We start from the raw sequence: 24,220 nt of genomic DNA on the forward strand, positions 1-24,220 counted from the left end.
AAGTAATGGTTATTTATGTGTCTAACCGAAAGAATTCATAAACAGCATATTTATAATAAAGGAATCAACAGATGCAATACGAAAATTTTTACAAATTCATACGTATCTTGCAGTCTATTTATTTTACGGCTTCGATAAAAAAGCTCTCAGCGTAATTACAATGATTTGCTGAGGGCTTTTCATGTCTGCTATATCACTGCTTCGAATTGCGGCTTGATTTTCCGTTTCATAATGAAAAAGGAAATCACCAGCAGAAGATAGGTAATATCAAAATTAGCATATGCGGCAGGTGTTACTATTTTTATAAATACACATGCGACAATTGCAATGATATCCATACGCATATAGAAGCTGCCGAACTGGTAGCGTTTTACGATTCTTTTGCGTATCAGGAAATTTTTCATTGCAATTCCACCAGCGACACAGGCAACGATGACATCTACCAGATAATTCACAATAAATTTCTGGTCCATCAGATTTTTAAAGAAGAACAGCACGATACAGAGTGAGAATACATACCAGATACTGCTGATTTGCATTTTCTCATAATCCTGATTGCGTATTTTTCGTTTCATATCCTTATATACATTGCCACGGGATAGCTTTGTCGTATATTCTTTCAGATCCCTGGGAATTACCAGCGTTGCTTTCTTTCTGTTTTTCATGCCCTCGAGACATTGTTCGAGGGCGGTATTAACAATGATATTGATATCCGCATCGGATGTATTGCTGTGCAGTACATAGTCATAGAAACGCATAAATTCTTTATGATAATCCTCATCCAGCTTTTTCATCAGGTAGAGATTGTCAATATGAATTTTTTTCTGACTGCTTTGATTTTTCATGGAGACCTATGCGACCTCAATCGTTTCGCTGTCGGTAATATGAAGATTGGTGTTATAGAAGGTTGTCAATGCACGAATCATATACTCACTGTCTTTGATACCTGCGGTTTCATAGGAGGAATGCATGGCAAGCTGAGCCAGTCCGATATCCACAGTATGCATGGATACCTTCTGACTGGAGAGATTTCCAAGTGTGCTGCCTCCTGCTGCATCACTTCTGTTAGCGAAATGCTGAACAGGAACCTCTGCTTTTTCACAAATTCCCGCAAAGACTGCCGAGCTGACTGCATCGGTTGTATATTTCTGATTCGCACTGAATTTCACAACGATTCCCTTATTCATATAGGTGCAGTTTGTATCATCTGTCTTTTCCGGATGATTCGGGTGTACTGCATGTGCATTGTCACAGGATACCATGAAGCTTTTCGCAACAGCACGGTAGTAATCCTCTTTTGTGTAACCAAGGTTGTCGTTGATTCTCTGCAGAACATCATACAGGAAGGTTGAGCATGCACCCTGCTTGGTTCCGGAACCGACCTCTTCATTGTCAAAGCAGGCAAACACATTGACTGCTTGTTCATTTGTCCCGTGCAGTAAGGCTTTCAGCGATGTGAATGCACATTGCAGATCGTCCAGCTTCGGTGATGAGATGAATTCCTCCTTCACTCCCCAAATGCTTGGGGCCATGCGGTTCACCAGATACAGGTCTGTCCCTAAGATGTCCTCTTTTGCACAGCCCAGTTCATCGGCAAGCAGCTGGGCATAATCACCCTCATTGCATTCTCCGGCTGAGAACAGCGGCAGCATATCTATCTGATTGTTATATTTCATGCCGTTATTTACATCACGGTTCATATGAATGGCAACATTGGGAATCAGAAGCAGATCACGGTCAAAGCTTACCAGCCTGCTTGTAAAGGTATTTCCTTCTTTCACAAGAACACGTCCTGCTAAAGACAGCGGGCGATCCATCCATGTTGCGCACAGCATACCACCATAGCCTTCCGTATTCAGCTGCAGATAGCCGCCCTTTCCTTTCAGCACTGCTTCTTCCTTAACCTTAAAGGTTGGTGAATCCGAATGGGATGAAGTAACCTGAAAGTGGTAATCCTCCAGACTGCTTCCGATGTGGAAGGCGATCAGACTGGAGCCGTTTCTTGTAGTGAAGTATTTTCCGCCCTTTTCCAGCGTCCAGGCTTCACATTCCCGTAATTCCGTATAGCCGTCTTCCAGCAGCATATCTTTCATAGTGTTCACTGCATGAAAACAGCTTGGACTTTTCTGAATGAAGCTTAGTAATTCGTTCGCAATATCTTTATACATAATTGATTTATCCTCCTGTAATCTACACGTACAGTATAGCATGGTATGCTTACGGGGTAAACATGCCTAATGATATACCAGATCAGCGGAAGGGGGATTTCCTGCAAGGAAATCATACCCTGTGCACAGCATTTTCTATAAATATTTTTTGGAGTCTATGCTAACCTCTCAGACGATTTACCACATTCCTCCTGCATGAAGGGTGAGCAGTAAAGGGAAAAGGTAGAATGCATAGGATGAGCCAATAGTAAGAAAGACAAGACCGGCTGATCTTGTCTTAAGGTTTATGCCTTTTCGTTTCTTTTGCTAACCGGCAGGATCATACCAAGCGCTGTCAGTACGACTGGTGTGATGACATTCAGTGCTGTGGTGAACATGTCTCCCGGTGTATACATACCCATGATACAGCATGCTGCAGTCAGAATAAAGCACCAGATACCAAAGGTCATAGCGACTCCCTGATTCTTAACAAACCGGTATTCCGGCTGAAATTTGTTTCGTGCCGTACGCAGTGCGATATAGGCGGCAAATACCCATAGATACCGCATAGGCATAGTGACAGAATTCAGCTTGTTCAGCTGTGCAAGCACGCTGGCAGCACCAGGCACGAAGGACTGAATCAGAATAATGCTTCCGGACAGAATGACAACCATCCAGATTCCGTTGATATAAGCACCATATTTGTTTTTCTTAAGCAGTCCGGATGGAATAAACTCTCTGGCTTCCTCGTTGTCCAGCAGCATACGCAGCGGAGCATCAATACTTAATACCAGAGTTGAGAACTGACCGATCATGTTGCACAATGCATAAATAATCAGCAGTGCATCTCCCATGTGATAGTAGCCGCCCAGCTTCTGGAATGCCCAGTAGGAGCCGTTGGATACATAGGAATTAAAGGATTCCTGTGTTCCGTTAATTACGGCAGGATCAAACATCATACCCATTGCAATCGTACCCAGAATGGCACATACAACAACCATGATTGCCAGTGTAATCATACCCTTCGGGAAGCCCTTGCTTGGATTTTCCACCTTATTAACATAAGGGGAGATCTTTTCACAGCCACCCACGGCAAACACCAGAATGGACAGCGATGTAAAATACTGCAGGTTAAACTGCGGGAAGATATTGTCCCAGCTGAAATCCGGAGTGACAAAGCCGCCGTTTGGATTGATGACCGGTGCGGCAAACATCATCAGAATGTACAGTATGGACATGATGAACATACTGCTTCCGGCAATCGTCGCCAGCTTCTTCAGCGGATTTAAACCGCGGCTTGCGACCCAGCAGAAGAACAGGAAGACTGCCAGCGTACCCAGCTGTACATAAACGGTTGGAAATGTGTCATACGTTTCCGCATTGCGAAACACTGCCCAGCTAAGTGCTTTTAGTCCACCGCTGCCTTTACTTGCGATGTATGTAATGTGACATGCCCAGTAGGTCCACCCGGCATAGTAGGCGAATTTCGGACCAATTGTTTCATTGATCCATGAGCTGACTCCACCACCGGAGTCTTTGAATGCTGATCCCAGTTCTCCGACCATGAGCGCATACGGCACAAAGTACAGAGCAAACATCAGAATCCAGCTGAATATAACCTGAATACCATTGAAGTATACGAAGCCGTTTAATACATTTCCAAAACCCCAAACGGTAGAAAATGCCATAAACGCAAGGTTATACCAGACTATTTTCTTTGAACTTTCCATTTTTACCCTCCTTAGAATATAAATGTCGAGCCTAGCTATCATACCATAGGTAGTTCATAAACTCCATGATTTTTCAACATTTTGTTCGCAAAATATACTACAATTTCCAGATTTTGTTTATGATTCTCCATTAACTTTCCATCATTTTCTATCCACTGTATGTTTTGTGGAAATTCTGTGCTACAATGCTGATAAACAGAAAGGAAATGATGAACATGGAAACCAGACGGTTTGATAAAAAGGATGTAAAGGAAGTTGCAGAGCTGTTGAAAAACGGGCAGGTTGTGGCATTTCCTACAGATACGGTGTTTGGTCTGGGGGTCATTTATGAGAATGAGGAAGCCTTGCGCAAACTGAAGGAAAGCAAGGGACGTCCGGAGAATAAGCCGATTCCCACCATGGTTGCGGATGTGGAGCAGATGAAGTGTATCGCACAAATGCCTGCAGAAGCTGTGGCACTGGCGGATGCCTTTATGCCGGGAGCATTCACTATGATCTTGAAAAAACAGGAGACGCTGCCGGATTATGTGACGAACGGATTTCCTACCGTGGGAATCCGAATGCCGGATGATCCGTTTGTACTGCGTCTGATTAAGGAATGCGGAAAGCCGCTTCTGGTAACGAGTGCCAACCGTTCCGGAGAGGAAACTGGTGTTCGGGATGAGCAGGTGCTGGAACAGCTGGACGGCAGAATTGATGCGATTGTTTTAGGAGAAGCAAAAGGCAAGCTGGCGAGCACGATCGTAGATATGAGCGAAGAAGAACCGCGCATTGTCCGTGAAGGCCCAATCTCTGCGGATGATATCAAAAAGGTGTTACATAACGCATAAGGGATAGCTTCTGCTGAATTTCATATAGTTATATTGTCAAGATAAATAGGAAAATCAGAAAAAATGAAAATCACTGTCCGTTAATGGCTTTGTTTTTTCATGATTTCTGATTTTTTTTCAGCCCTCTTTTCATGAGATGGATTTGTGATAAAATGAAATCATAGAAAGCAACGAGGACATCCTATGAGAAAGAAAAATATATTGAAAATTCATCTGCTGGGTGAATTTTATATGGAAAACAAGAATTACCGGTTTCCGCAGGAAACAAAGAAGAGTACACAGCTGATCCTTTTGATCGCCTATCTGATGATGTATCGGCATACGGTGGTATCCAAGGAAAAGCTGATTAAAATATTGTGGAAGGAAGATGAATCGGATAAGCCGGAGGGTGCCTTGCGCAATCTTGTGTATCGTGCAAGAAAGGAATTGCAGAAATTTTATCCGGATAATCCCGAGCTTTCCTTTATTCTGTCAAAAGGCAATACGTATGCATGGAATTCTGAAATACCATGTGAGATTGACATCGTGCAGATGGATGAGCTGTGCAAAAAAATCGAAGAGGAGGAAGCACCGGAAGCCTCTTATCAGTATTGCAAAGAGCTGCTCAGCAATTATATGGAAGACTTCATGTTTGAATTTCATACGCAGGACTGGGTGGAGCTGCAGAAAACCTATTATGACAACAATCTGATGCGGGCAACCAACCGCAGCTGCAAGCTGTTGATGGATAAAGAATATTATGATGAAGTAATCAAGCTGTGTGATATTCTGGGCTTTAAGCATTATGCGAATAACCATATTCATGAATACAAGCTGGAGGCATATCGACAGACCCATCAGTATTCGCTGGCGATTTCGTATTACCACAAGGTGACCGATATGTATTACGGAAGACTGGGGATCGAGGTAACACCGCTCTGCAGAGAAATTTATGCTGAGGTTGTACAGTGTATTGCCAGCAATCCGGTTGATGTGGATGAGCTGGAGCAGCAGCTGAAGGAGCATGTCCGAAATGAAGGAACCTTCTATTGCGATTTTGATGTATTTAAAAATATTTATCAGATGAATCTGCGTTCTGCGAGACGATCCTCCCGTTCCCGTTATCTGGTGCTGTTGACCATGCGGCAGCCGGAGGGTGTTAAGGAAGAGGCTCAGCAGAGAGAGTCGGATATTCTGCGCGATGTTATAACGACAGAGCTGAGAAAAAACGATGTGTTTACGAAATGCAGTCCGTTTCAGTATTCCCTGATTATTGCGACAACCTCGATGGAGGGGTGTGACAGGGCTATCAGCCGGATCATGGATAGATTTGAACAGAAAAAAACGATAGTTGAATCTGAACTGGCATATGAATATAAACATATTGAATGATAAGTATATTAAGCGTATAATGAAGTTATTGTAATTATTATGGGAGTTTCCTATCTTATGAAAGGGGAAAGAAGATGGAAGTGATCAAAGCATTCCTGTTTGGAAATTTGCAAATAAATTATGGTGATATACACCTGGATGAGACAGATATGCGTTCCAGCCAGCTTGTTACACTTTTATCTTATTTTCTGATTTATAACGACCGTAAAATATCATCATCGGAATTAAATGATATGCTTTGGGAGGATGATGAGGAAATCAGTAATCCGCAGAGTGCATTAAAGAATCTGATGTACAGGCTGAGAACCCTATTAAAAAAGGTGTTTGGTAAAACAGATATGATTATTACAGGAAAAGGCTCCTATTACTGGAATACATCATTTAAAATCAAGCTGGATACTGATAAATTTGAAGATTTGGATAAAAAATTAAAGACTGACAGGGAGTATTCGTACGAAGAACTGACAGAAATGTTTGATTGTCTGACGATGTATGAGGGTAAATTTTTAGCAAGTATAAGCTCAAAACGATGGGTCTTATCACTTTCTACATATTATCATTCTATATATTTGCGTTGTGCGAAGCAGCTGGCCTTCAGATTTGAAGGAAAACAGGAATATGAAAAAATGAATAGATTATGCAAGGATGCTCTCATTCAGGATCCCTTGGATGATGAAATGCAATATCTGTTTATTTCCTCATTGATGTATTTAAATCATTATGATTTGGCAAAGGAACAATATCATACAGCCAGCAAGCTATTATATGAACGTTTAGGTATTAAGCAATCACAATTTCTTCAAAAGGCATATATGATGCTGCTGAAAAATAACAATGAGGTAAGCTCGAATCTGGATGTTATTCAAAACAGCATAGCTGAGGAAAAAATTGAAAAGGCGTTTTATTGTGAATTTGGTGTATTCAAAGAGATTTATCATCTGGAATTGCGTAGAATGGTGAGAGAAGGGTTTTCGGAATATGTGGTATTGATGACATTGCAACCGAAAAAATTTGTTGATCCGCATTCGCAGGAAGGTTTGCATATGTTATCAAAAGAAATGAATACATTAAAGGAGATTCTCTGTATAAGCTTGCGAAGTGGAGATGTGATCTCAAAATACAGTGGATCTCAGTTTATATTCATGCTGCATAATTGTAATGCAGAGAATGCAAAGCAGGTGATTGAGCGTATTCAGAATAAATATGAATCAGCCAATAAATACAGCTTCATTGATTTAGATTATACTTACGATGAGCTGCAGTTGTTCGAAAATGATACATTGAAAGGATAAAATACTATGAATGATCACAGATACTATCCTAAAAATGCCGTACGGATATGCTTGCATGAGCCACAACAGGATGATTTTGATGGTACATTATTTAGCTGTATCAGAAAAAAGGGGTTTTCTTTTCACAATTTCACATCTTTTATCATTTTAACGGAGGAAATATTGGATTTTGTTGGAAAGCCGCAATCCTTTCAGGAAAAAAGAACGTTTAATAAAGAAAAAAAATATTTGAGAATCGAGAATTTGCATATACAAGAGGATTGCTCTTATATATATGAACAGCATGGTGCCTATGCTACTTATGATATCATTATTATGACAAGACGGAAAAGCGATTGGCAGGGGATTGTAAAAAAGGATGAAGAAGTAATAGGAGAATTTAAAAGCATTCTTGAATTGATGCATCTCCTTGTTGTAAGATAAACCTCCCTTTAGAGGAATAAAACATAAGTGAACAGGCTGTTTTTTTCAGCTTGTTTTCTTTATTGTAGAATAAGTTTGCTTCGTGTGACTGCCTTGTTACTTGTTTTTATTATACTTATATCGTAAAGTAGTAGGGTGTAATATTTATGATGAGAGGATATGATGATATGAAAAAAATAATGCTGGTGGTCACAACCGTTGTGTTACTCGCAATATTTGTATATGAGGGAAGCTTGGCATTCTTTCACGCACAGACAGATATCAGTGCTAAAATAAGTGCCGGAAATCTTGGGATTGAACTTGTGCAGGATATGGATAAGGAAAAAATAACAAAGACAGAAAACGGTTTTCAGATTCGTTCTTCCATGTCCGGGGATGAAATTAAGGATAGGGTTTATGTAGAAAATAAAAGGGATCATTCCCTGTATACCCGTGTTGCTGTTACAAAATACTGGGTAAATAAGGATAATGAAAAAATGGTGGACGCAGATGCTTCTAAAATCAAACTGATCACAGAAGATACTTCCAAGTGGATCATTATTGATGATGCTGATAATTCAAATTCGGAAATCGTTTATTTCTATTATAAGCTACCATTGGAAAAGGGTGGAAAAACCACGAATTTAGTAGATGCAATAAAGATTAGCCACGAGATAAAGAATGGAGAATATGCCGATTATCGTATACATATTGCTTATGATGCAGATGCAATTCAGAGTATAGCCGGAGCAGAGGCTGCTTTGTCTGAATGGGGTGTAGAGCTTTCTGTTGATGAAGAAGGAAGTATTACTTCCGTAGTGGATTAGATGCAAGAAGGAGAAAGATTACTATGAAAAAAGGTTTCCGAATAATCACAGCCGTTTTGCTGGCTGTACTGTTTTCCATAACATCACTTCAGGCTGCTGAATCTGCTGCTGAAACAGGATTAAGTTTCGAGGGAGATAGTGAGAAATTTATAACCTATGAACAGCAAAGCGCATATGAGAATATGATGCCGGGTGAAAAAAGGGTACAGCGCATTACACTGACAAACAATGATGAAGAGGAATTAAAGTTTTATGTGAGAGCTGAATATACAGATCCGCTGGGGGAAGCCGTTGCCGACGGACATGTTGCTTATAATGTGGAATTTGTAACGAATAACGAAAGCTTTTATACCGGACGAATCGGTGGTGTAACAAAGGCGAATATGAATTCTTTGGAAACCAACTATCTGTTAAGATCAATAAAAAAAGGTGAAACAGCGACCATTGATTTTATATTACAGGTTGATGGCGATTCCATGAATGATACGTATCAGGATACAGAAGGGCGTTTACGTTTTATTTTTTCAGTCGAACACATGAATTCAGCTCCTGTTGAACAGGCTGCAAATATTGTGAAAAAAATACCTGTGATCAATAAAATACCAGGAGTGAATACAGGTGATCCAACAACGATAGGTTTAATTCTCGGTTTTTTTGCCGCAAGTGCTATCGGATTGATATTACTTATTATTATAAAAGTACGCAGTCGAAGGAGTGAACAGAATGATTAAGAATAAAACGTTATGCAAGATATTGTCATGCTGCCTGCTTATGGCTATGGTAATGTTCCCGTTATTCAGTATTCGTGTACATGCTGCAGAATATGAAATTGTTTTTAAAGCTGGTGCTCATGGAACGATCAATGGAAATAAAGAAGCATCATATCGCCTATCTTCAGATGATGTATTCCCTGATGAACCGGATATACAGGTCGAAAAGGGGTATGTTTTTGTTGGTTGGAATAAGCAGCTGCCCAGCGTTGGTTCTAAAGTAACAGGGGAAATGGTATATGTAGCTAAATACGCTGTTGTCATTGATGGGGTAACGTATACGATTCGTTACGTTGATGAGAATAAGGTGGATATCGCCACACCTAAAACTATGCTGGGAGAGTTAGGAAGTAATGTAACGGCAAGAGCAAAGACAATTCCCGGTTATACGTATCAAACCGCAGAACAGGATGCTGTAGTAAAAGATCAATTAGAAATACTATTTGTTTATACTTTGACGAATCCTGATGAAGTAGTACCTTGTCAGTCAAATACAAATAATCAGGCTGGTACAAATAATCAAGTTGGTACAAATGATACACAGGGGATAGAGAATAACAATACTTTACATAATGGCGAAAATAACAATATAGATAACAATGGTGAAGATGTTAATGAAAATGGCAGCCAAGAGGAAGAAACAGTCTTGGGAGAAGGCGAAACACCACAGGCCATTGCGAAAAGAAACCGTCAAATGATGATGTACGCAGCTGGAGGCGGTGCAGCTTTGCTTGCTATTCTTCTATTCTTGTTATTCAAAAGACGTAAAAAGGAAAAAGAAGCTTCGCAGTAAAGAAATTTTCTGGAAATACAAGTCAAAGATTTAGCTTGAGGATATATATGGTTGCTGAAATTATATATCCTCAATTTTTATTATTTAAAGGTCGCATATGTGTGGATCAGGCAATATTGAATTCTGCGTTGTTAACTAGAATCATAAATTAAGATGCTTTATATGTTTGACTTTGTAATATTCCAACAGTTTGATGATTCTATCCATATTAAAATGTCTTACCTAACAGACAGAAGGTGTTACTAAGGGCAAATGTAAGAATTATGAATAATGTGGGAAAAGGATTGCTGAATACTTATATTTAAAATAAAAAGAAAAGACGGGTCTTTGATTTATTATCGCACCATTCGACTGCATGAGATTTTGAACGGTAGTGCCATTGTTAAAGATCTTCCATATGGAGAATATGTTGTTACGGAAATGGAGACACTGCGATATGTATGTGTTGGCGATCTTGTGCAGCAGGCTGTTATAAATGAAGAGAATAAAACAGCGGTTGTTAAATTTCAAAATAAGCTTGTAAAGGAAGAGCTGTTTTCACACACTGATGTAATTGAAAATAGATTCCGTATTGGAGATGATGGTAAAGTAAGTATAACGCAAGATAAATTACTGGATAATACAAGTGATTTTAACCTTTACAGAATATCTCAGAATGTTTTAAAGGCGGTAGAAAAGGAGGAACAATAGAATGAAGTGTTTTGAAAAAATAAAGCTAAAAATAGTTCTTCTTATAGTCCTCATTATCGCAGTTGTCGGCATTGGCACAACGTATGCATATTTAACTTCGAGTACAAATAATTTAGAAAATACATTCACAGTAGGTAAAATTGAAACAGAAATCGAAGAAAATCCAGAAATTCAAGGTAGTAATATAAAAAAAGATCCGAGTGTTAAAAACATAGGATCCAATGACTGCATTATCAGGATGAGAGTAACTGTCTCGCCTAAGGTAATTGCTGATTATCTATCCCAAAATAATGGAATAAATTATAAAACAGAGAGTTGGAGATATAATAATTCTGATGGTTTTTGGTATTATCTGGGTATTGTATCACCAGGTAAGGCTACTGATCCGCTCTTTACTGAAGTAAATGGTCTGCTTGATGCTGATGGAAAGATTAAAGAAGAGTTTAAAAACGTATCTGATTTCGAGATTACGTTATATCAGGAGGCAGTTCAGGCAGTTGTGTGGGATGCTGATGGAAATGAGTTAAGTGCAATGGATTCCAATAATAAATTCAATAATGAAAATGCATTGAAAATATGGAGTGCGTATAAGGGGTCTCTTAATTAACGTAGGATTTTATGATGATTGAGGTGTGCTCTAAAGCATTATAGGTTTCAAAAAGGCAGTGCAAATGTCGAACATGCACTGCCTTTTATAGTGTCAAATAACATCCTGTGAGAAAGATTACTTTTTATATCATGTGGCTTGTTAATGTTATCTTGTATTACCATCATGTGACCGGATAAAGGTATAGTATATTTGTAAAAAGATAGTGATTAAATGAGGTGTATGGACATGAATAGAAAAAAAATTATAACTTTATGTTTATCTATAATATTATTGGCACTGATTGGGGTTGGTGGAACATTAGCATATTTAACTTCTAATACGGAGCAGTTGAACAATCGTTTTACATTTTCCAATGGTATAAGCATGCAGCTTGATGAGGACCGCATTGATAAAAATTTGCATACGGTTACTGAAGAAAACGGTGTGATTGCAGGATCAGATAAAGGTAATGATTACTTAAATGTTCTTCCAGGGGAAGTTTTGCATAAAGATCCTACCGTTACCATTTTAGCTAATTCACCTGATTGCTATGTTTTTGTAAGTGTTAAAAATCCCTCTGAAGAATTGCTTTCTTTGAATATATCTGATGAATGGATGTTTATTGATAAAATAGATGATATCTCCTACTATGTCTATGTAAAGGATGGACAACCTGAATCAGTAAAGGCATCAAAGCAAAATACAAGACTTACACCGGTTTTTGATTCTGTAACGGTCGCTAATATAATAAATAAAGATAATTCTGAGCTGGTTAGTTTGAGTGATATAGAAGTAAAAGCATCCGCAGTACAGTCAAAGGTGGCAGGTGAAGATAACTATGATGAAGTAAAAGCAGAAGGATTGGGTTTGCTGGGATATCATGTTGAATAATAGAAGAATGAATTTTACTCATTTATATATGTTTGTTACCTGTATGTGACTTTAATGTGATATTCTAATAACAGGAGATGATGAAATGGATGAAAAAAACAATTGCGAAAAAGCAACTTTCATTGTTGATATAAAAAACAGAGAGAATCACAGCTGGCAGGGTACGTTGACGTGGGTGGATACCAATAAAGAAATATGCTTTCGAAGTGCGTTGGAATTGATTAAAATAATCGATTCTACTATGCCTGGGGATGAAAATGATTAATATACTTAATCGAACGGCATATGTTTTGCTGGGAATCCTTTTGTTAATGATAGCTCCCTTTCTGATTCCTAAAGTGATTGGGTTTATACCTTATGCTGTACTAACAGATAGTATGGAACCGGCATATTCAGTCGGCAGCTTGATTTATGTAAAAGAAAGTGCACCGGAGACGATTCAGGTAGGCGATGTCATTACGTTTCGTCTTGATGTAAAAAGCGGTCAGCTTGCCACACATAGAGTTGTAGCTAATAATACGAAGGATAAGGAATTTATTACAAAAGGGGATCACAATGATTATCAGGATGCGGCAGGTGTTGCTTATGAGCGTCTCATCGGAAGGGTGGCAGGCAGTGTACCGGTCTTAGGTTATTTATACAGCTTCCTTGTTTCCTCAACAGGAATTGCACTAGAAACATTTATTGTGGCGATGATTATAATCCTTTGGCTACTTGTGTATACATCAACAAGGAAAAATCATTGCAAGCAAAAGAAATGAATATAATCTTTGCAATTGTATCAAAGGTTTATAGGTATGCAAGAAATAGAAAGCAAAAGAGTTTGATGCGGTATGTCTTTATTGGATTGTAAGAATGCTAGAAAAATATTGTAATTATAATAAAGTGCTATTTTATGCAATAGAAAAAGAGGCGGTCATTTTTCTGCCTCTTTAATTCTGTGTCTGTAGGTCACCTTGTGAATACAGAAAAATATCGATTTCTTATCTCAGTAGTAGAAGCGGCAGTAAGCAGATTAGCTTATCAGGAATCAAATCTAATACTGATAGTGCTGGGTAATTATTTGCTGAATTATGGATTCCTTGGTTTAATATGCATGCATATAACATATATAGTAAATTGAAACATTTTAAGTTTTAAAGAGACACAGAATAACCTATTCAATTTAGGTAATTGTTTCTGTAATGATATCAATCGATCCTGCGTCTTGTTTTATAGTTTTTTGTTTTCTCAGGCTGCTTACATTCTGTCTGCTGTATGTTATAATGAGAAAGGATATTATAAGAGGAGGAACTGTATATGAAAATAGCGGTAGCTTGTGATCACGGTGCTTTTGAGTATAAGGAAATCGTGAAGGAAATGTTAACGGAAATGGGACATGAGGTCGAAGACTTCGGATGTCATGGATGTGAGTCTGTGGATTATCCGGACTACGCAGGACCGGCTGCACAGAGTGTTGCGGATGGTAAAAACGATAAGGGAATCGTTATCTGCGGAACAGGAATCGGTGTCAGCATTGCCGCCAACAAGATTAAGGGAATCCGTTGTGCGCTTTGCAGTGATCCGGTTAGTGCCAAACTGACAAGAGAGCACAATAACTCCAATGTGCTGGCGATGGGACAAAGAATTATCGGTGTGGAGCTGATGAAGGAAATTGTACGTGTTTGGGTAAATACCGAGTTTTCCCATGATGAGCGCCACCAGAGAAGAATTGACAAGGTAATGGCTCTGGAAAAATAATATGAGGAAAACTGCAGGAATGCTGCTGTCCCTGGCCGTTCTGTATGTATACGGATACCGTTTGAAGCAGCGTCAGGCTGCCTGTCCCTTTTATAAGGTTTGGCATGGAGATGAAGAAATCATACAAATATGTCTTTCCGGTGTCGTTTCCATTCAGAAAGGGCAGAGAAAGGTATTCGGTTATATCAGCAGCTGTGATGAGATGGAACAGGATATCTGGAAATTTCATGTCAGACTGCGCAGGCACGGCGGTATTCTCTGCTTTCGATATGCAGAGCAGAGTCTTCAGCAGCTTTCTGCGGATGGCAGTGTCCTGCATACATACAGGTGAGGATGAAGTCTATGGCAAATTGGAACCCCTGGCATGGCTGTCATAAGATCAGTGCCGGATGTGAGCATTGCTATGTATACCGGATGGACGAAAGACATGGCAAAGAAACCGGTGTTGTTACCCGTCTGAAGGACTTTGATAAAGTTTTGCACAAAAATCGCAAAGGTGAATACAAGATAGCATCCGATGAAATCGTCTATACCTGTTTTACCAGCGATTTTTTTGTAGAGGAAGCAGATGTATGGAGAGATGAAGCATGGAATATCATGCGACAGCGCAGGGATTTATTTTTCTTTATGATTACAAAGCGGATCGACAGGCTGATGAAATGCATTCCGTATGACTGGGGAACGGGATGGGATCATGTGGGAATCGCCTGTACGGTGGAAACGATGGAGCGCGCAGCGTATCGTCTTCCCATTTATCAGGCAGCACCTCTGCGTCATAAGTATGTGGTATGTGAACCGCTGCTGGAGCCCTTAAACCTGAGGCCCTGGCTGGATGATAGCATTGAAGAGCTGATCGTTGGAGGAGAAAGCGGACCACAGGCAAGGGTCTGCCGGTATGAGTGGATTCTCGATTTGCGCAAGCAGTGTGAGGAAAAGGGCATATCCTTCTGGTTTAAACAGACCGGTGCAAATTTTGTGAAGGACAATATTCATTACCGCATACCGCGCAGACAGCAGCATTTGCAGGCTAAAAAAGCGGATATCAACCTGAATCCGGAAATTATCTTATAATGCTAAGGAGGAAGACATGCACAAAATCAACACAAGACTTGTTAAAATGATGAAGGCCGTTGAGCTTGTGATTGCCGTGTTGTTAATGATCGCCATCGCAATATCAACGCTGGCAACGGTATGCTTTGGGGCGGAGTCTCTTATGAATCAGAGCTTTCAGCTGGATGCTATACTGGAAAAGGCACTGACTCTGGTTGTCGGGGTGGAATTTGTAAAGATGCTGATTCTGCATACACCGGAATCAGTAATCGAGGTACTGCTGTATGCGGTTGCCCGTCAGATCATTATATCGCATGAAAGTGCCATGGAAAATCTGGTAGGAGTGCTGGCAGTGGCACTGATTTTTGTTGTAAAGAAATATTTCCTGATGAACGCAGAACAAAAGAAATGACAATATAAAAATCTGTGGTAAAATAGAGGCATTAAACGGAGGTAGCGTATGAACGATAAGAAAATTCAGGAAGCCATTGAAAGAGAAGCAGAGCGCCAGCTGTATAATATCGAATTGATCGCATCAGAAAATTATGTATCAAGGGATGTACTGGAGGCTGCCGGAAGCATACTGACAAATAAATATGCAGAAGGCTATCCGAGCAAGCGTTATTACGGAGGCTGTGTACATGTTGATGAGATAGAAGAAATCGCAAGAGAGCGGGCAAAGCAGCTGTTTAACGCTGAGCATGCCAATGTGCAGCCGCACAGCGGTTCTCAGGCAAACATGGGCGTATATTTATCTGTTTTACAGCCAGGTGATACCGTACTGGGGATGAATCTGACGGCAGGAGGTCATCTGACACACGGACATCCTTTAAACTTTTCCGGAACGTTGTACAGGTTTGTGGATTACGGTGTAACAAAGGACAGTGAAACGATCGATTATGAGGAGGTGCGCAGAGTCGCATTAAAGGAACAGCCGAAGCTGATTGTTGCCGGTGCCAGTGCCTATCCAAGAGTAATTGATTTTGCGAAATTCCGTGAAATTGCGGATGAAGTCGGTGCATATTTCATGGTGGATATGGCTCATATTGCAGGACTTGTAGCGGCAGGTGAACACCCGAGCCCGGTACCTTATGCAGATTTTGTGACAACGACGACACACAAAACACTGCGCGGACCTCGCGGAGGATTGATCCTCTGTAAAAAAGAGCATGCGGCATTGCTGGATAAAAAGGTGTTTCCGGGTATGCAGGGCGGCCCACTGATGCATATCATTGCGGCTAAGGCGGTATGTCTGCAGGAAGCTATGCAGCCGGAGTTCAAGGAGTACGCAAAACAGATAATTGCAAACTGTGCAGTCATGAGCAATACATTGAAGGAAGAAGGCTTTCGCATTGTAAGCGGCGGAACGGATAACCATCTGATTCTTGTTGATGTGAAATCCTCTCTGAACATGAGTGGAAAGCTTGCGGAGAAGCTGCTGGATGAAGCAGGAATTACCTGCAATAAGAACACGATTCCATTTGAAACAGAAAAGCCGTTTGTGACAAGCGGTATCCGACTGGGGACTGCGGCAATGACAACCAGAGGCTTCAAGGAAAATGAATTCCGTCAGGTTGCCTTATGGATCAGCCGTGTGCTGAAAAATGCAGAGGATGAAGCAGTGCGTGAAGAAGTGCGCAAGGAAGTGCGTGCGCTTACCGTTCAGTTTCCGCTGCCGAATGAGAAATAAGAAAACATGCAATGGGAGCGGACTTGAGTCTGCTCCCATTTCAACAGTTTGCAAGCACTAGAATAAGTATTGTAAATCTGCAAATAGTGCATAATCGTGTAGGTTATGTACACAAAGAAGAGTCTATCCGGATCCTGTATGTCATAAGGCGGTATGTTGAGAAAAGGAAGGAAAAAAGAGTTTTCAATTGCACAGAAAAAGCTCAACTAAAAGGGAAAAGCTTATTGCTTTAAAATCCTAAAAATGGCAAAATGATAAGAACTCCTCAATAATTCTGCTCAGTTGCCAATCAACAGGATGTATTTTATATTTCAAAAGGAATCTGGTGTTAAAAAGCTTTCTTTACCAAGTCGATTCCTGTGAAAATGAAATGAAAAAAAGACATGGGAGTTTTATGATTATTAGATATTGGCTTTAGTGCAGCTTACTGTAGGTCTTTTTCAGTTCAAGCAGAACATCCACATGCTGGAAATCCTTTGGATATACCAGATTGATTTCCCGTATCATGGTAGAATTTGTAATCGGAATGGTTTTCAGCCGTCCCTTTTGCTCATCCTCCCTACAGGCATTATGGGACATGATGGATACCCCCATATTGCTCATGACCAGCTCTTTGATAGTCGCAAGTGAATCTGTTTCAATTAAGATGCGGTAGTTGCGGATAGAGTCACGCTGGGATTCCAGATAGCTTTCAAAAATTTCTCTGGTACCGGCTTCCTTCGACCGCAATATAAAGCTTTCCTCCAATAGCTCATTCATCGACACGCTGCTGCGATTGGCAAGGGGATGCTGCGGAGAAACAATCAAACAGAGATAATCGGTATCCAAAAGAATGGAATGATATTTATCGGAGGTTAGTCTTCCATCAATAATAGCAAAATCTGCTTCATATAATTTCAGTTTATTATAAATATTATTTATGGAATCAGTAATCAGATTTATATGCACATCGCTATGCTCACGACAGTATGCCGCAAGAAGCTGGGGAATATAGTACTCTCCTGCAGTTGGTGTTGTGGCGATATTAAAGCGGTGCAGATGGTTTCTGGCATCCTCTAAAGCCTGATGTGTATTGTTGTAGACAGCCGTCATGCGGTGGGCATACTTGACTAAAATTTCACCCTCCGGCGTTAAAATAAGGCTTTTTTTGCTCCTGTGAAAGATTTTAATCTGAAATTCATCTTCCAGCTGCTTGATCTGGTGACTGATTGCCGGCTGTGTTAAATGCAGCTGCCTTGCTGCTTTTGTGTAGCATCAGCAATCTATCAGAGTAAGCAGGGAAACGATTTTTGTATCCAGCATGTTGCGACCTCCTTATTATAAAATTTATTGATATTTGACTAAATTATTATAATTAGATTTTATCACCGTTCTCTCATATAATCAATGGTGTGAGGAGGCGGTTGTTATGATAGCTGATTTCTTAAAGCAGCAGGGTAATGCAGGAATCATCCTTTCCATCGCCATAATTTTACTGGCGGGATTTCTCTGTACGAGAGTCACAAAAAGGCTGCGTTTTCCTAATGTGAGCGGATATATTATTTCCGGTATTCTGATTGGACCCTGTGTTCTGCAGATGATTCCCGAGGAAGTGGTTGCAGGGATGGATTTCATGACGGATATCGCACTGGCGTTTATCGCCTTTGGTGTGGGTAAATACTTCAAAAGGGATATTCTCAAAAAGCAGGGAAGTAAAATTCTAACAATCACGATATTCGAAGCTTTGACAGCAGGAGCCTGCATTACCATAGCAATGGTAACACTGTTCCGTCTTCCATGGTCATTTTCACTACTGCTGGGTGCCATCGGCTGTGCAACTGCTCCCGCTTCCACGATTATGACGATTCGCCAGTATCATGCGAAGGGAAATTTCGTGGATACCATCCTTCAGGTAACTGCGCTTGATGATGCCGTCGCTTTGATAGCGTTCAGTATATGTACAGCACTTGTGGAATTCATGCATGCGGATCAGGCACTGCAATGGTCACTCATTCTGCTTCCTGTCGTGTGGAATCTGCTTGCTGTCATTCTGGCGGTCGTACTGGCATGGATACTACACCGTATCATCAGTGAAAAACGCTCCAGTGATCACCGCCTTGTATTGGTGATTGCTGTAATTCTAACATTAACAGGGCTTTGCAGCTGCTTTGATATATCACCGCTGTTATCCTGTATGGTGCTTGGCGCAGTATACATTAATTTATCAGGCAACAAAGATCTGTTCCGTCAGGTTAACAGCTTTACACCGCCGATTACGCTGCTGTTCTTTGTTTTATCCGGGATGCGGCTGAATTTATATGCGCTGATTTCCTGTGGCCTGATTGGTGTTGTCTATTTCTTTGTCCGCATTATCGGGAAAGCCTGTGGAGCGTGGGCAGGCGCAAGGCTGTCTCATGCCAGCACTTCTGTCAGACACTATCTGGGACTTGCACTGATACCACAGGCTGGTGTTTCCATAGGGCTGGCTATACTCGGGCAGCGCCTGCTTCCAACTGCTGAGGGTACCATGCTGTCGCTGATCATATTATCCAGTGCTGTATTATATGAGATGGTCGGTCCTGCATGCGCAAAGCTTTCTCTGAAATTATCCGGTAGTATAGAGAGCGATGATGCATCTGTGAATGCTAAGCTAGTAGACAGGGCAAAAACAATATAAAATACCGGTAGGGAAAAACAGGTATAAAAGAGGCCAGTTTCAGTAACTCAGACATGAAATGGACCTCTTTTGCTTTTTTTTGGATTATGATTTTAGTTTGTCTTCAGGTACATTACGAGAATGTTATCTATTTATTCTTTCAGGCATGCTCACAGACCTCTTCCATAAAATATGCCGAGGATTTCCTCTATCGATGCTGCTTTCTGTATTTTTTCTATGAAGTTTTCAGAGCTGATCAAATGGTAGAGGTCTTTTAACAGCCTTCGCATGGTATCCTTCTGCTCAAACGATACAGCGGTAAATAAAATGACACTTACCATGTCATCCCGCCACAGGATTGCATCCTCCAGTGTAATCAAAACAATAGAGGTTTGCTTTACATATTTATCAGAGCCATGAGGAATCGCGATACCGTTTCCAATTTCCGTTGATGAAATCTTCTCTCTGTTTTTCACACTGTCAAAAAATTCTTCTTCTACATAACCCTTTTTCAGGAGGATTTCATTTGCCTTTTTCAGGATGTCCTCCTTTGTCTTACATTTTTCATGAACCAGAATCGTATCAGCACTGATTGCCTGAATAAGATAAGGAAAGCGCGATTCCTTTACATTTCTTATAAGCTTTTCATACGTTTGTTTAATACGCTGAATATCGCCAAAGTCCGCTACCGGTGAAATAACAACAGAAGGAATATCTTTCATATCCAATTCCATCGTGGCGATGATGAAATCAAAATGCCGAAGATACTCTTTTTTTAAATCATGAATATTGATCAGCTCTATAACATCAAAGGTGGGCAGATTGATTTTAATCTGATTTTCAATCAGCATAGCGCTCGCAAGGCCGCAGTTGTATACGACTGCTATTTTTTTTGACAGGTTGTGCCGCTCCAGTGCTGCCTGAAAGTGAATCAGAATAAATCCGATTTCATCATCAGACAAGGTGAATCCCAGCTTTTTCTCCAGTATGCTGGAAGCCAGTGAAACTACACTGAACATGGCGGTATATTGCTGCTTGATCTGCATAATAAAGGGATGTGTGATTTTTATATTGTTCTTTAGACGGGCAATCATCGGAATAAAGTGTTTCGATAAGCCGTTTTTTAACAACTCATCACTGATAAAGTCTGCGTTGAAGATATCACCAATGGAAGATATCAATTCCGTCACTGTATCTAATATGATGGGAGAGTAATCCGCTGTTTCTTTTCGGTCTTCATGATATACTCCGGACAAGCGTGCATTAACCCATCTAATATCTAAATCATTGACTCTGATGTGGTGCACTTCCTTTAGCCACTGTATGATTTCCTCTGTAATCGGATAGGTCTTCAGCACATGCAGCTCCGTGACAACCGGTCTGGCAGGTGCTTCTGTAATTTCATGTCCTTTTTTGATCCGCTGGATAAATATGGAGTAGGATATAAATATCTGTGCATAATAATTGGTATCCATGCGAAATCCCAGCTTGTCCTGTGCAATTTCAATCATGCTTCGAGCGATTATCTGCAGCTCGTCTGCTACATAGCGTGATAAAATTTTCGTACACAGGGTGAGGTCCATAATTTGATCCTGCTGTGTCAGGGACATAATCTCTTCAAAAATAAACTTACGCTTTGCACTGCGAATACGCTGCTCCTTTGCCTCAATACGCGTCCCGGCCTTTGTGCGAAGCAGTAAGATGTCCTGCTGTAGCAGCTCCTGCTCCACCTTTTCCAAATCCTTCACAATGGATGTGGAGCTTATACAGAATTCATCGGATAACCTGCGTACAGAAATGCTTTCATCCAGCATTAACAGCTTTTCCATTATTTTTTTGCGTCTGCATTCACTTGTAAGGCTGTCTCCTGCAGTTCTCTGGATAGACTTTTGAAGCAGCTTTACAGCGCTTTGATCTCCTTCCATACGGATACCAACCCCATGCTTTGCCGTGATATCCAATTCGTATTCCTTCATGTGATAACGCAGCTCTGTAATATAATTTGAAATTGTTTTATTTGAAACCATGAGCTTTTCTGCGAAATAACTGGTCTTACGATAATCACTTTCTTCCAGTAACAGATTTAAAAACTTAGATAGTGCAGATGTTTTCATTTGATTTCTCCTCCTGCTTTATCATGATAGAATTTCCCATTAACATAATAGAATGATTTTGAGGAAAAAGAAATAGCAACTTGCTTCTGTTTATAGTAGAAAATAAAATACACGTCGATATAGAGTGCCATAGATAGGTGCTTTAAATTGAATGCAGGAAATAACACAGCAAACATAGCTGTGTGTTTTTATTTCCACAACTTGTGGAAGACGGTTGGTATTTCAAAAAAAATTGCAGAACTATACAATGAGGGCGTAGAAAGGAGTGGTCAAATGTTTGAACCGGAAATTGTGAAGGTGTCCAGCACAAGGTTTGAAACAAAGGAAGAAATCATTACGTATCTGAGTCAAAAGGCGGGACATGCTAAAAAAATCAAGAATGTTAAAAGCTATGTCGATGCAGTACTGGATCGTGAGTCCACGGCATCAACTGCTGTGGGATTTGGAATTGCGATTCCACATGGTGAATCCGATGCGGTTACGGAAACCTTTGTAGCCTGTCTGCATCTGCTGCACCCTGTTCAATGGGATCACGATGAGGTTGATCTCGTATTTATGATAGGTGTCCCGCTTTCCAGTAGAAACAAAGAGCACCTGCGTATACTGGCAATGCTGAGCCGACACCTGATGAAGGAGGCGTTCCGTAAGGAGCTGCGCAAAATAAGAACTGATCAGGAATTTTATGAGTGCATTAAATTCCTGGAGCATGAAAATTGAGGAGGAAAACAAAATGAAAATTGTAGCGGTTGCCGCATGTACCATCGGTATTGCACACACATACATGGCGCAGGAAGCCATCGAACAGGAGTGCAAAAAGCGCGGTTATGAATGCAAGGTGGAAACACAGGGCGGTATGGGAATTGAAAATGAACTGGATGAGGATGAAATAGCAGCTGCAGATGCCGTTATTCTGGCGATTGCCATCGGTATCGAGGGGGAAGAACGGTTCGAGGAAAAGGAAGAAGAGGGGAAAATCATTAAGATTGACCCGTCCGTAGTCATACGGGATCCGGCTGAAATCATTGATCAGGCAGAGAAATTATAAAATTAAATAAAGTGAGGAGAGCTTATGTTTAAAAATTTAGGAAAAGATTTAGTTAAGGCATTTAACACAGGGGTATCATACTTTCTTCCGGCAGTTGTAATCGGCGGTGTATTTCTGGCATTCGCATTGGCAACCGGAGAAGCGGGCAGTGACGGCATGAAGGTGACAAACGGCTTTATGCAGAATATCAATACAATCGGTTCCGCAGGTATGGCGATGATGATACCGATGCTTGCCGGTTACATCGCATATTCACTCGCAGGAAAGCCTGCGCTTGCCCCGGGTATGATTGTGGGCTATATAGCAAATAATCCGGTGGGAGAAAACAATGTATCCACAGGCTTTCTGGGAGCCATGATTATGGGGATTCTGGTGGGATATGTATGTAAGTGGATCAAAAGCTGGAAGGTGGGACCGACAATAAAATCCATCATGCCCGTCCTGATTATTCCGATTGTTTCCGCTTTGATTTGCTGCCTTGCATATCTTTACATTCTGGTGGGTCCTCTGGGTGCATTGATGAAGGCATTAACCGGTATGCTGAGTGGCATGCAGGGAGGAAGTGCGATTCTTCTGGGAATCGTGATTGGTGTGATGACCGCCTTTGATATGGGTGGGCCGATAAATAAAACTGCATCTGCCTTTACGATGGCTTTGATGGCGGAAGGACTGTATGGACCTAACGGCGCATTCCGCGTCGCTGTGGCGATCCCTCCTCTGGGTCTGGCATTATCCACCTTCATTTCCCGAAGAAAATACGATAATGCGGAGAAGCAGCTGGGGGTGACCAGTGCGTTTATGGGACTGATTGGTATTACAGAGGGGGCAATACCGTTTGCAGTAAAGGATATCAAGCATGTTTTACCTGCCATTATGGGTGGAAGTGCAGTTGGAGCCGGTCTTGCGATGATGCATGCAATTGAATGCTACGTTCCCCATGGCGGGATGATTGTTGTTGCGGCTACGAATAAGCCATTATTATATACACTGGATATGGCAATCGGCGTTGTTGTCACAGCATTGCTTCTAATGCTGCTGAAACCGAATCTCGAGAATAAGGATAAAAAAACAGAGAAGCTGTCTGTAACTGAAGATAATAAAGCATCTGTGAAATAGGCTGTATGAAGCAAATTGTAGTATTGGGAACAGATTTGGACACGGCAATGGCTTACGGAGTGCAGCACGGCGCTTCACAAATGTATTTCACGTTCATAGGGGATGAGAATGCAGAAGAAAATATTATGAGGAATGAAGATAGAAGCAAACAGCTGGAGAAAGCAGGATTACGCTTTAAATGTATAAGAAGCAAACAAGAGCCGCAGGATTGCTATGCTCTTGTTCATGCGGATGAGGTGCTGCTTGGTATATTCAAAGAACAGCAGGATTCATATAGGGACTATTTAAAAGCAGTACTGCCAATGCGGGCCAAAACAAATGCCGGACAGCCGTTATCTATACGGTATAAGAAAAAATACAAAGCGAAAGTGCTGTACTTTATGAATGAGCTTTATCAGGCTATGCAGGAAGAGGAAGCTGAATGGTTTCATCAGATGGTGAACATGCAGGAGCTGGTATAGTCAAATGAATGAAATGGAAGTCGAAAGGAAATGGAGA

The 24,220-nt window shown here is 40.8% G+C and carries 27 protein-coding genes and 1 pseudogene; 22 read left to right on the forward strand and 6 right to left on the reverse strand.

What is annotated here, in order from left to right; genetic code table 11:
• Positions 1 to 188: 188 nt before the first annotated feature.
• The 3 genes from ACG3M1_RS01000 to ACG3M1_RS01010 form a co-directional block, all read right to left on the reverse strand.
• Positions 189 to 845: a hypothetical protein gene (locus tag ACG3M1_RS01000; RefSeq protein WP_008818181.1), complete on the reverse strand. Its 657-nt coding sequence runs from the start codon at positions 843 to 845 to the stop codon at positions 189 to 191.
• Between the two features lie 6 nt (positions 846 to 851).
• Positions 852 to 2,168 (reverse strand): M18 family aminopeptidase, encoded by a 1,317-nt coding sequence (locus ACG3M1_RS01005; RefSeq protein ID WP_008818182.1) that lies wholly within the window; start codon positions 2,166 to 2,168, stop codon positions 852 to 854.
• 284 nt (positions 2,169 to 2,452) lie between these two features.
• Positions 2,453 to 3,877, reverse strand: coding sequence for an amino acid permease (locus tag ACG3M1_RS01010; RefSeq protein ID WP_395814699.1), 1,425 nt, complete (start codon positions 3,875 to 3,877; stop codon positions 2,453 to 2,455).
• Positions 3,878 to 4,092: 215 nt separating this feature from the next.
• Here ACG3M1_RS01010 and ACG3M1_RS01015 point away from each other — a divergent pair, with 215 nt between their 5' ends.
• The 17 genes from ACG3M1_RS01015 (at position 4,093) to glyA (ending at position 16,812) form a co-directional block, all read left to right on the forward strand.
• Entirely contained in the window at positions 4,093 to 4,707 is a 615-nt protein-coding gene (locus ACG3M1_RS01015) for an L-threonylcarbamoyladenylate synthase (protein ID WP_008818184.1), read from the forward strand.
• 183 nt (positions 4,708 to 4,890) lie between these two features.
• A complete protein-coding gene (locus tag ACG3M1_RS01020; protein ID WP_008818185.1) occupies positions 4,891 to 6,078 on the forward strand; it encodes an AfsR/SARP family transcriptional regulator in 1,188 nt (395 codons plus the stop codon).
• A gap of 74 nt (positions 6,079 to 6,152) precedes the next feature.
• Positions 6,153 to 7,370, forward strand: a complete 1,218-nt coding sequence (locus tag ACG3M1_RS01025) for a BTAD domain-containing putative transcriptional regulator (protein WP_008818186.1) — start codon at positions 6,153 to 6,155, stop codon at positions 7,368 to 7,370.
• Between the two features lie 6 nt (positions 7,371 to 7,376).
• On the forward strand, positions 7,377 to 7,793 hold the full coding sequence (locus tag ACG3M1_RS01030; protein ID WP_008818187.1) for a hypothetical protein: 417 nt from the start codon (positions 7,377 to 7,379) through the stop codon (positions 7,791 to 7,793).
• Positions 7,794 to 7,960: 167 nt separating this feature from the next.
• Positions 7,961 to 8,599 carry a hypothetical protein gene (locus tag ACG3M1_RS01035; protein WP_009270179.1) on the forward strand — a complete coding sequence of 213 codons (639 nt, stop codon included), beginning with the start codon at positions 7,961 to 7,963 and terminating at the stop codon, positions 8,597 to 8,599.
• Positions 8,600 to 8,622: 23 nt separating this feature from the next.
• On the forward strand, positions 8,623 to 9,330 hold the full coding sequence (locus ACG3M1_RS01040) for a hypothetical protein (protein WP_008818189.1): 708 nt from the start codon (positions 8,623 to 8,625) through the stop codon (positions 9,328 to 9,330).
• Positions 9,323 to 10,162 carry a MucBP domain-containing protein gene (locus ACG3M1_RS01045; protein WP_009270180.1) on the forward strand — a complete coding sequence of 280 codons (840 nt, stop codon included), beginning with the start codon at positions 9,323 to 9,325 and terminating at the stop codon, positions 10,160 to 10,162. Before ACG3M1_RS01040 ends, ACG3M1_RS01045 begins: the two co-directional genes overlap by 8 nt.
• Before the next feature lie 306 nt (positions 10,163 to 10,468).
• A complete protein-coding gene (locus ACG3M1_RS01050; RefSeq protein ID WP_374102557.1) occupies positions 10,469 to 10,852 on the forward strand; it encodes a hypothetical protein in 384 nt (127 codons plus the stop codon).
• A 1-nt stretch (position 10,853) separates the two neighbouring features.
• Entirely contained in the window at positions 10,854 to 11,459 is a 606-nt protein-coding gene (locus tag ACG3M1_RS01055; RefSeq protein ID WP_009270181.1) for a SipW-dependent-type signal peptide-containing protein, read from the forward strand.
• 228 nt (positions 11,460 to 11,687) lie between these two features.
• A complete protein-coding gene (locus ACG3M1_RS01060; protein WP_008818193.1) occupies positions 11,688 to 12,332 on the forward strand; it encodes a hypothetical protein in 645 nt (214 codons plus the stop codon).
• A gap of 85 nt (positions 12,333 to 12,417) precedes the next feature.
• The gene (locus ACG3M1_RS01065) at positions 12,418 to 12,597 is read left to right on the forward strand and encodes a hypothetical protein (RefSeq protein WP_008818194.1); all 180 of its coding nucleotides are present in this window, start codon (positions 12,418 to 12,420) and stop codon (positions 12,595 to 12,597) included.
• Positions 12,590 to 13,093, forward strand: a complete 504-nt coding sequence (locus tag ACG3M1_RS01070) for a signal peptidase I (protein ID WP_008818195.1) — start codon at positions 12,590 to 12,592, stop codon at positions 13,091 to 13,093. The genes ACG3M1_RS01065 and ACG3M1_RS01070 overlap by 8 nt, the downstream gene beginning before the upstream one ends.
• Positions 13,094 to 13,631: 538 nt before the next feature.
• On the forward strand, positions 13,632 to 14,072 hold the full coding sequence (rpiB, locus tag ACG3M1_RS01075; protein ID WP_008818196.1) for a ribose 5-phosphate isomerase B: 441 nt from the start codon (positions 13,632 to 13,634) through the stop codon (positions 14,070 to 14,072).
• Between the two features lies 1 nt (position 14,073).
• Positions 14,074 to 14,403, forward strand: coding sequence for a hypothetical protein (locus ACG3M1_RS01080; RefSeq protein ID WP_021420417.1), 330 nt, complete (start codon positions 14,074 to 14,076; stop codon positions 14,401 to 14,403).
• A gap of 11 nt (positions 14,404 to 14,414) precedes the next feature.
• Entirely contained in the window at positions 14,415 to 15,143 is a 729-nt protein-coding gene (locus ACG3M1_RS01085) for a DUF5131 family protein (RefSeq protein WP_008818198.1), read from the forward strand.
• A 16-nt stretch (positions 15,144 to 15,159) separates the two neighbouring features.
• Positions 15,160 to 15,534, forward strand: coding sequence for a phosphate-starvation-inducible PsiE family protein (locus ACG3M1_RS01090; RefSeq protein WP_002606903.1), 375 nt, complete (start codon positions 15,160 to 15,162; stop codon positions 15,532 to 15,534).
• Positions 15,535 to 15,582: 48 nt separating this feature from the next.
• Positions 15,583 to 16,812: a serine hydroxymethyltransferase gene (gene glyA, locus ACG3M1_RS01095; RefSeq protein ID WP_008818199.1), complete on the forward strand. Its 1,230-nt coding sequence runs from the start codon at positions 15,583 to 15,585 to the stop codon at positions 16,810 to 16,812.
• 414 nt (positions 16,813 to 17,226) lie between these two features.
• Here the strand turns inward: glyA and ACG3M1_RS01100 are convergent, their stop codons facing one another.
• The gene (locus tag ACG3M1_RS01100) at positions 17,227 to 17,904 is read right to left on the reverse strand and encodes a LysR substrate-binding domain-containing protein (protein ID WP_008818200.1); all 678 of its coding nucleotides are present in this window, start codon (positions 17,902 to 17,904) and stop codon (positions 17,227 to 17,229) included.
• 36 nt (positions 17,905 to 17,940) lie between these two features.
• Positions 17,941 to 18,048 (reverse strand): annotated as a pseudogene (locus tag ACG3M1_RS01105) (LysR family transcriptional regulator); the annotation flags it as partial.
• 172 nt (positions 18,049 to 18,220) lie between these two features.
• On the opposite strand from ACG3M1_RS01105, the gene ACG3M1_RS01110 reads away from it, so the two are divergent.
• Positions 18,221 to 19,468 carry a cation:proton antiporter gene (locus ACG3M1_RS01110; RefSeq protein WP_009270183.1) on the forward strand — a complete coding sequence of 416 codons (1,248 nt, stop codon included), beginning with the start codon at positions 18,221 to 18,223 and terminating at the stop codon, positions 19,466 to 19,468.
• A 149-nt stretch (positions 19,469 to 19,617) separates the two neighbouring features.
• Here the strand turns inward: ACG3M1_RS01110 and ACG3M1_RS01115 are convergent, their stop codons facing one another.
• Positions 19,618 to 21,561 (reverse strand): BglG family transcription antiterminator, encoded by a 1,944-nt coding sequence (locus ACG3M1_RS01115; RefSeq protein ID WP_009270184.1) that lies wholly within the window; start codon positions 21,559 to 21,561, stop codon positions 19,618 to 19,620.
• 273 nt (positions 21,562 to 21,834) lie between these two features.
• On the opposite strand from ACG3M1_RS01115, the gene ACG3M1_RS01120 reads away from it, so the two are divergent.
• The 4 genes from ACG3M1_RS01120 to ACG3M1_RS01135 are packed head-to-tail and all read left to right on the forward strand — an operon-like array spanning position 21,835 to position 24,183.
• Positions 21,835 to 22,278 (forward strand): PTS sugar transporter subunit IIA, encoded by a 444-nt coding sequence (locus tag ACG3M1_RS01120; RefSeq protein WP_008818203.1) that lies wholly within the window; start codon positions 21,835 to 21,837, stop codon positions 22,276 to 22,278.
• A gap of 13 nt (positions 22,279 to 22,291) precedes the next feature.
• The gene (locus ACG3M1_RS01125; RefSeq protein ID WP_009588318.1) at positions 22,292 to 22,606 is read left to right on the forward strand and encodes a PTS fructose transporter subunit IIB; all 315 of its coding nucleotides are present in this window, start codon (positions 22,292 to 22,294) and stop codon (positions 22,604 to 22,606) included.
• 24 nt (positions 22,607 to 22,630) lie between these two features.
• The gene (locus ACG3M1_RS01130; RefSeq protein WP_008818205.1) at positions 22,631 to 23,722 is read left to right on the forward strand and encodes a PTS fructose transporter subunit IIC; all 1,092 of its coding nucleotides are present in this window, start codon (positions 22,631 to 22,633) and stop codon (positions 23,720 to 23,722) included.
• Between the two features lie 5 nt (positions 23,723 to 23,727).
• On the forward strand, positions 23,728 to 24,183 hold the full coding sequence (locus tag ACG3M1_RS01135; RefSeq protein ID WP_008818206.1) for a hypothetical protein: 456 nt from the start codon (positions 23,728 to 23,730) through the stop codon (positions 24,181 to 24,183).
• The last annotated feature ends 37 nt before the right edge of the window (positions 24,184 to 24,220 follow it).

The organism is Clostridium sp. 10cd*, from assembly GCF_044336395.1.
Taxonomy (GTDB): Bacteria; Bacillota_I; Bacilli_A; order Erysipelotrichales; family Erysipelotrichaceae; genus Clostridium_AQ; species Clostridium_AQ innocuum.

Coding starts and splice junctions, on each gene's coding strand:
- ACG3M1_RS01000 (WP_008818181.1), bottom strand. CDS start 845: ATGAAAAATCAAAGCAGTCAGAAAAAAATTCATATTGACAATCTCTAC.
- ACG3M1_RS01005 (WP_008818182.1), bottom strand. CDS start 2,168: ATGTATAAAGATATTGCGAACGAATTACTAAGCTTCATTCAGAAAAGT.
- ACG3M1_RS01010 (WP_395814699.1), bottom strand. CDS start 3,877: ATGGAAAGTTCAAAGAAAATAGTCTGGTATAACCTTGCGTTTATGGCA.
- ACG3M1_RS01015 (WP_008818184.1), top strand. CDS start 4,093: ATGGAAACCAGACGGTTTGATAAAAAGGATGTAAAGGAAGTTGCAGAG.
- ACG3M1_RS01020 (WP_008818185.1), top strand. CDS start 4,891: ATGAGAAAGAAAAATATATTGAAAATTCATCTGCTGGGTGAATTTTAT.
- ACG3M1_RS01025 (WP_008818186.1), top strand. CDS start 6,153: ATGGAAGTGATCAAAGCATTCCTGTTTGGAAATTTGCAAATAAATTAT.
- ACG3M1_RS01030 (WP_008818187.1), top strand. CDS start 7,377: ATGAATGATCACAGATACTATCCTAAAAATGCCGTACGGATATGCTTG.
- ACG3M1_RS01035 (WP_009270179.1), top strand. CDS start 7,961: ATGAAAAAAATAATGCTGGTGGTCACAACCGTTGTGTTACTCGCAATA.
- ACG3M1_RS01040 (WP_008818189.1), top strand. CDS start 8,623: ATGAAAAAAGGTTTCCGAATAATCACAGCCGTTTTGCTGGCTGTACTG.
- ACG3M1_RS01045 (WP_009270180.1), top strand. CDS start 9,323: ATGATTAAGAATAAAACGTTATGCAAGATATTGTCATGCTGCCTGCTT.
- ACG3M1_RS01055 (WP_009270181.1), top strand. CDS start 10,854: ATGAAGTGTTTTGAAAAAATAAAGCTAAAAATAGTTCTTCTTATAGTC.
- ACG3M1_RS01060 (WP_008818193.1), top strand. CDS start 11,688: ATGAATAGAAAAAAAATTATAACTTTATGTTTATCTATAATATTATTG.
- ACG3M1_RS01065 (WP_008818194.1), top strand. CDS start 12,418: ATGGATGAAAAAAACAATTGCGAAAAAGCAACTTTCATTGTTGATATA.
- ACG3M1_RS01070 (WP_008818195.1), top strand. CDS start 12,590: ATGATTAATATACTTAATCGAACGGCATATGTTTTGCTGGGAATCCTT.
- rpiB (WP_008818196.1), top strand. CDS start 13,632: ATGAAAATAGCGGTAGCTTGTGATCACGGTGCTTTTGAGTATAAGGAA.
- ACG3M1_RS01080 (WP_021420417.1), top strand. CDS start 14,074: ATGAGGAAAACTGCAGGAATGCTGCTGTCCCTGGCCGTTCTGTATGTA.
- ACG3M1_RS01085 (WP_008818198.1), top strand. CDS start 14,415: ATGGCAAATTGGAACCCCTGGCATGGCTGTCATAAGATCAGTGCCGGA.
- ACG3M1_RS01090 (WP_002606903.1), top strand. CDS start 15,160: ATGCACAAAATCAACACAAGACTTGTTAAAATGATGAAGGCCGTTGAG.
- glyA (WP_008818199.1), top strand. CDS start 15,583: ATGAACGATAAGAAAATTCAGGAAGCCATTGAAAGAGAAGCAGAGCGC.
- ACG3M1_RS01100 (WP_008818200.1), bottom strand. CDS start 17,904: ATGACGGCTGTCTACAACAATACACATCAGGCTTTAGAGGATGCCAGA.
- ACG3M1_RS01110 (WP_009270183.1), top strand. CDS start 18,221: ATGATAGCTGATTTCTTAAAGCAGCAGGGTAATGCAGGAATCATCCTT.
- ACG3M1_RS01115 (WP_009270184.1), bottom strand. CDS start 21,561: ATGAAAACATCTGCACTATCTAAGTTTTTAAATCTGTTACTGGAAGAA.
- ACG3M1_RS01120 (WP_008818203.1), top strand. CDS start 21,835: ATGTTTGAACCGGAAATTGTGAAGGTGTCCAGCACAAGGTTTGAAACA.
- ACG3M1_RS01125 (WP_009588318.1), top strand. CDS start 22,292: ATGAAAATTGTAGCGGTTGCCGCATGTACCATCGGTATTGCACACACA.
- ACG3M1_RS01130 (WP_008818205.1), top strand. CDS start 22,631: ATGTTTAAAAATTTAGGAAAAGATTTAGTTAAGGCATTTAACACAGGG.
- ACG3M1_RS01135 (WP_008818206.1), top strand. CDS start 23,728: ATGAAGCAAATTGTAGTATTGGGAACAGATTTGGACACGGCAATGGCT.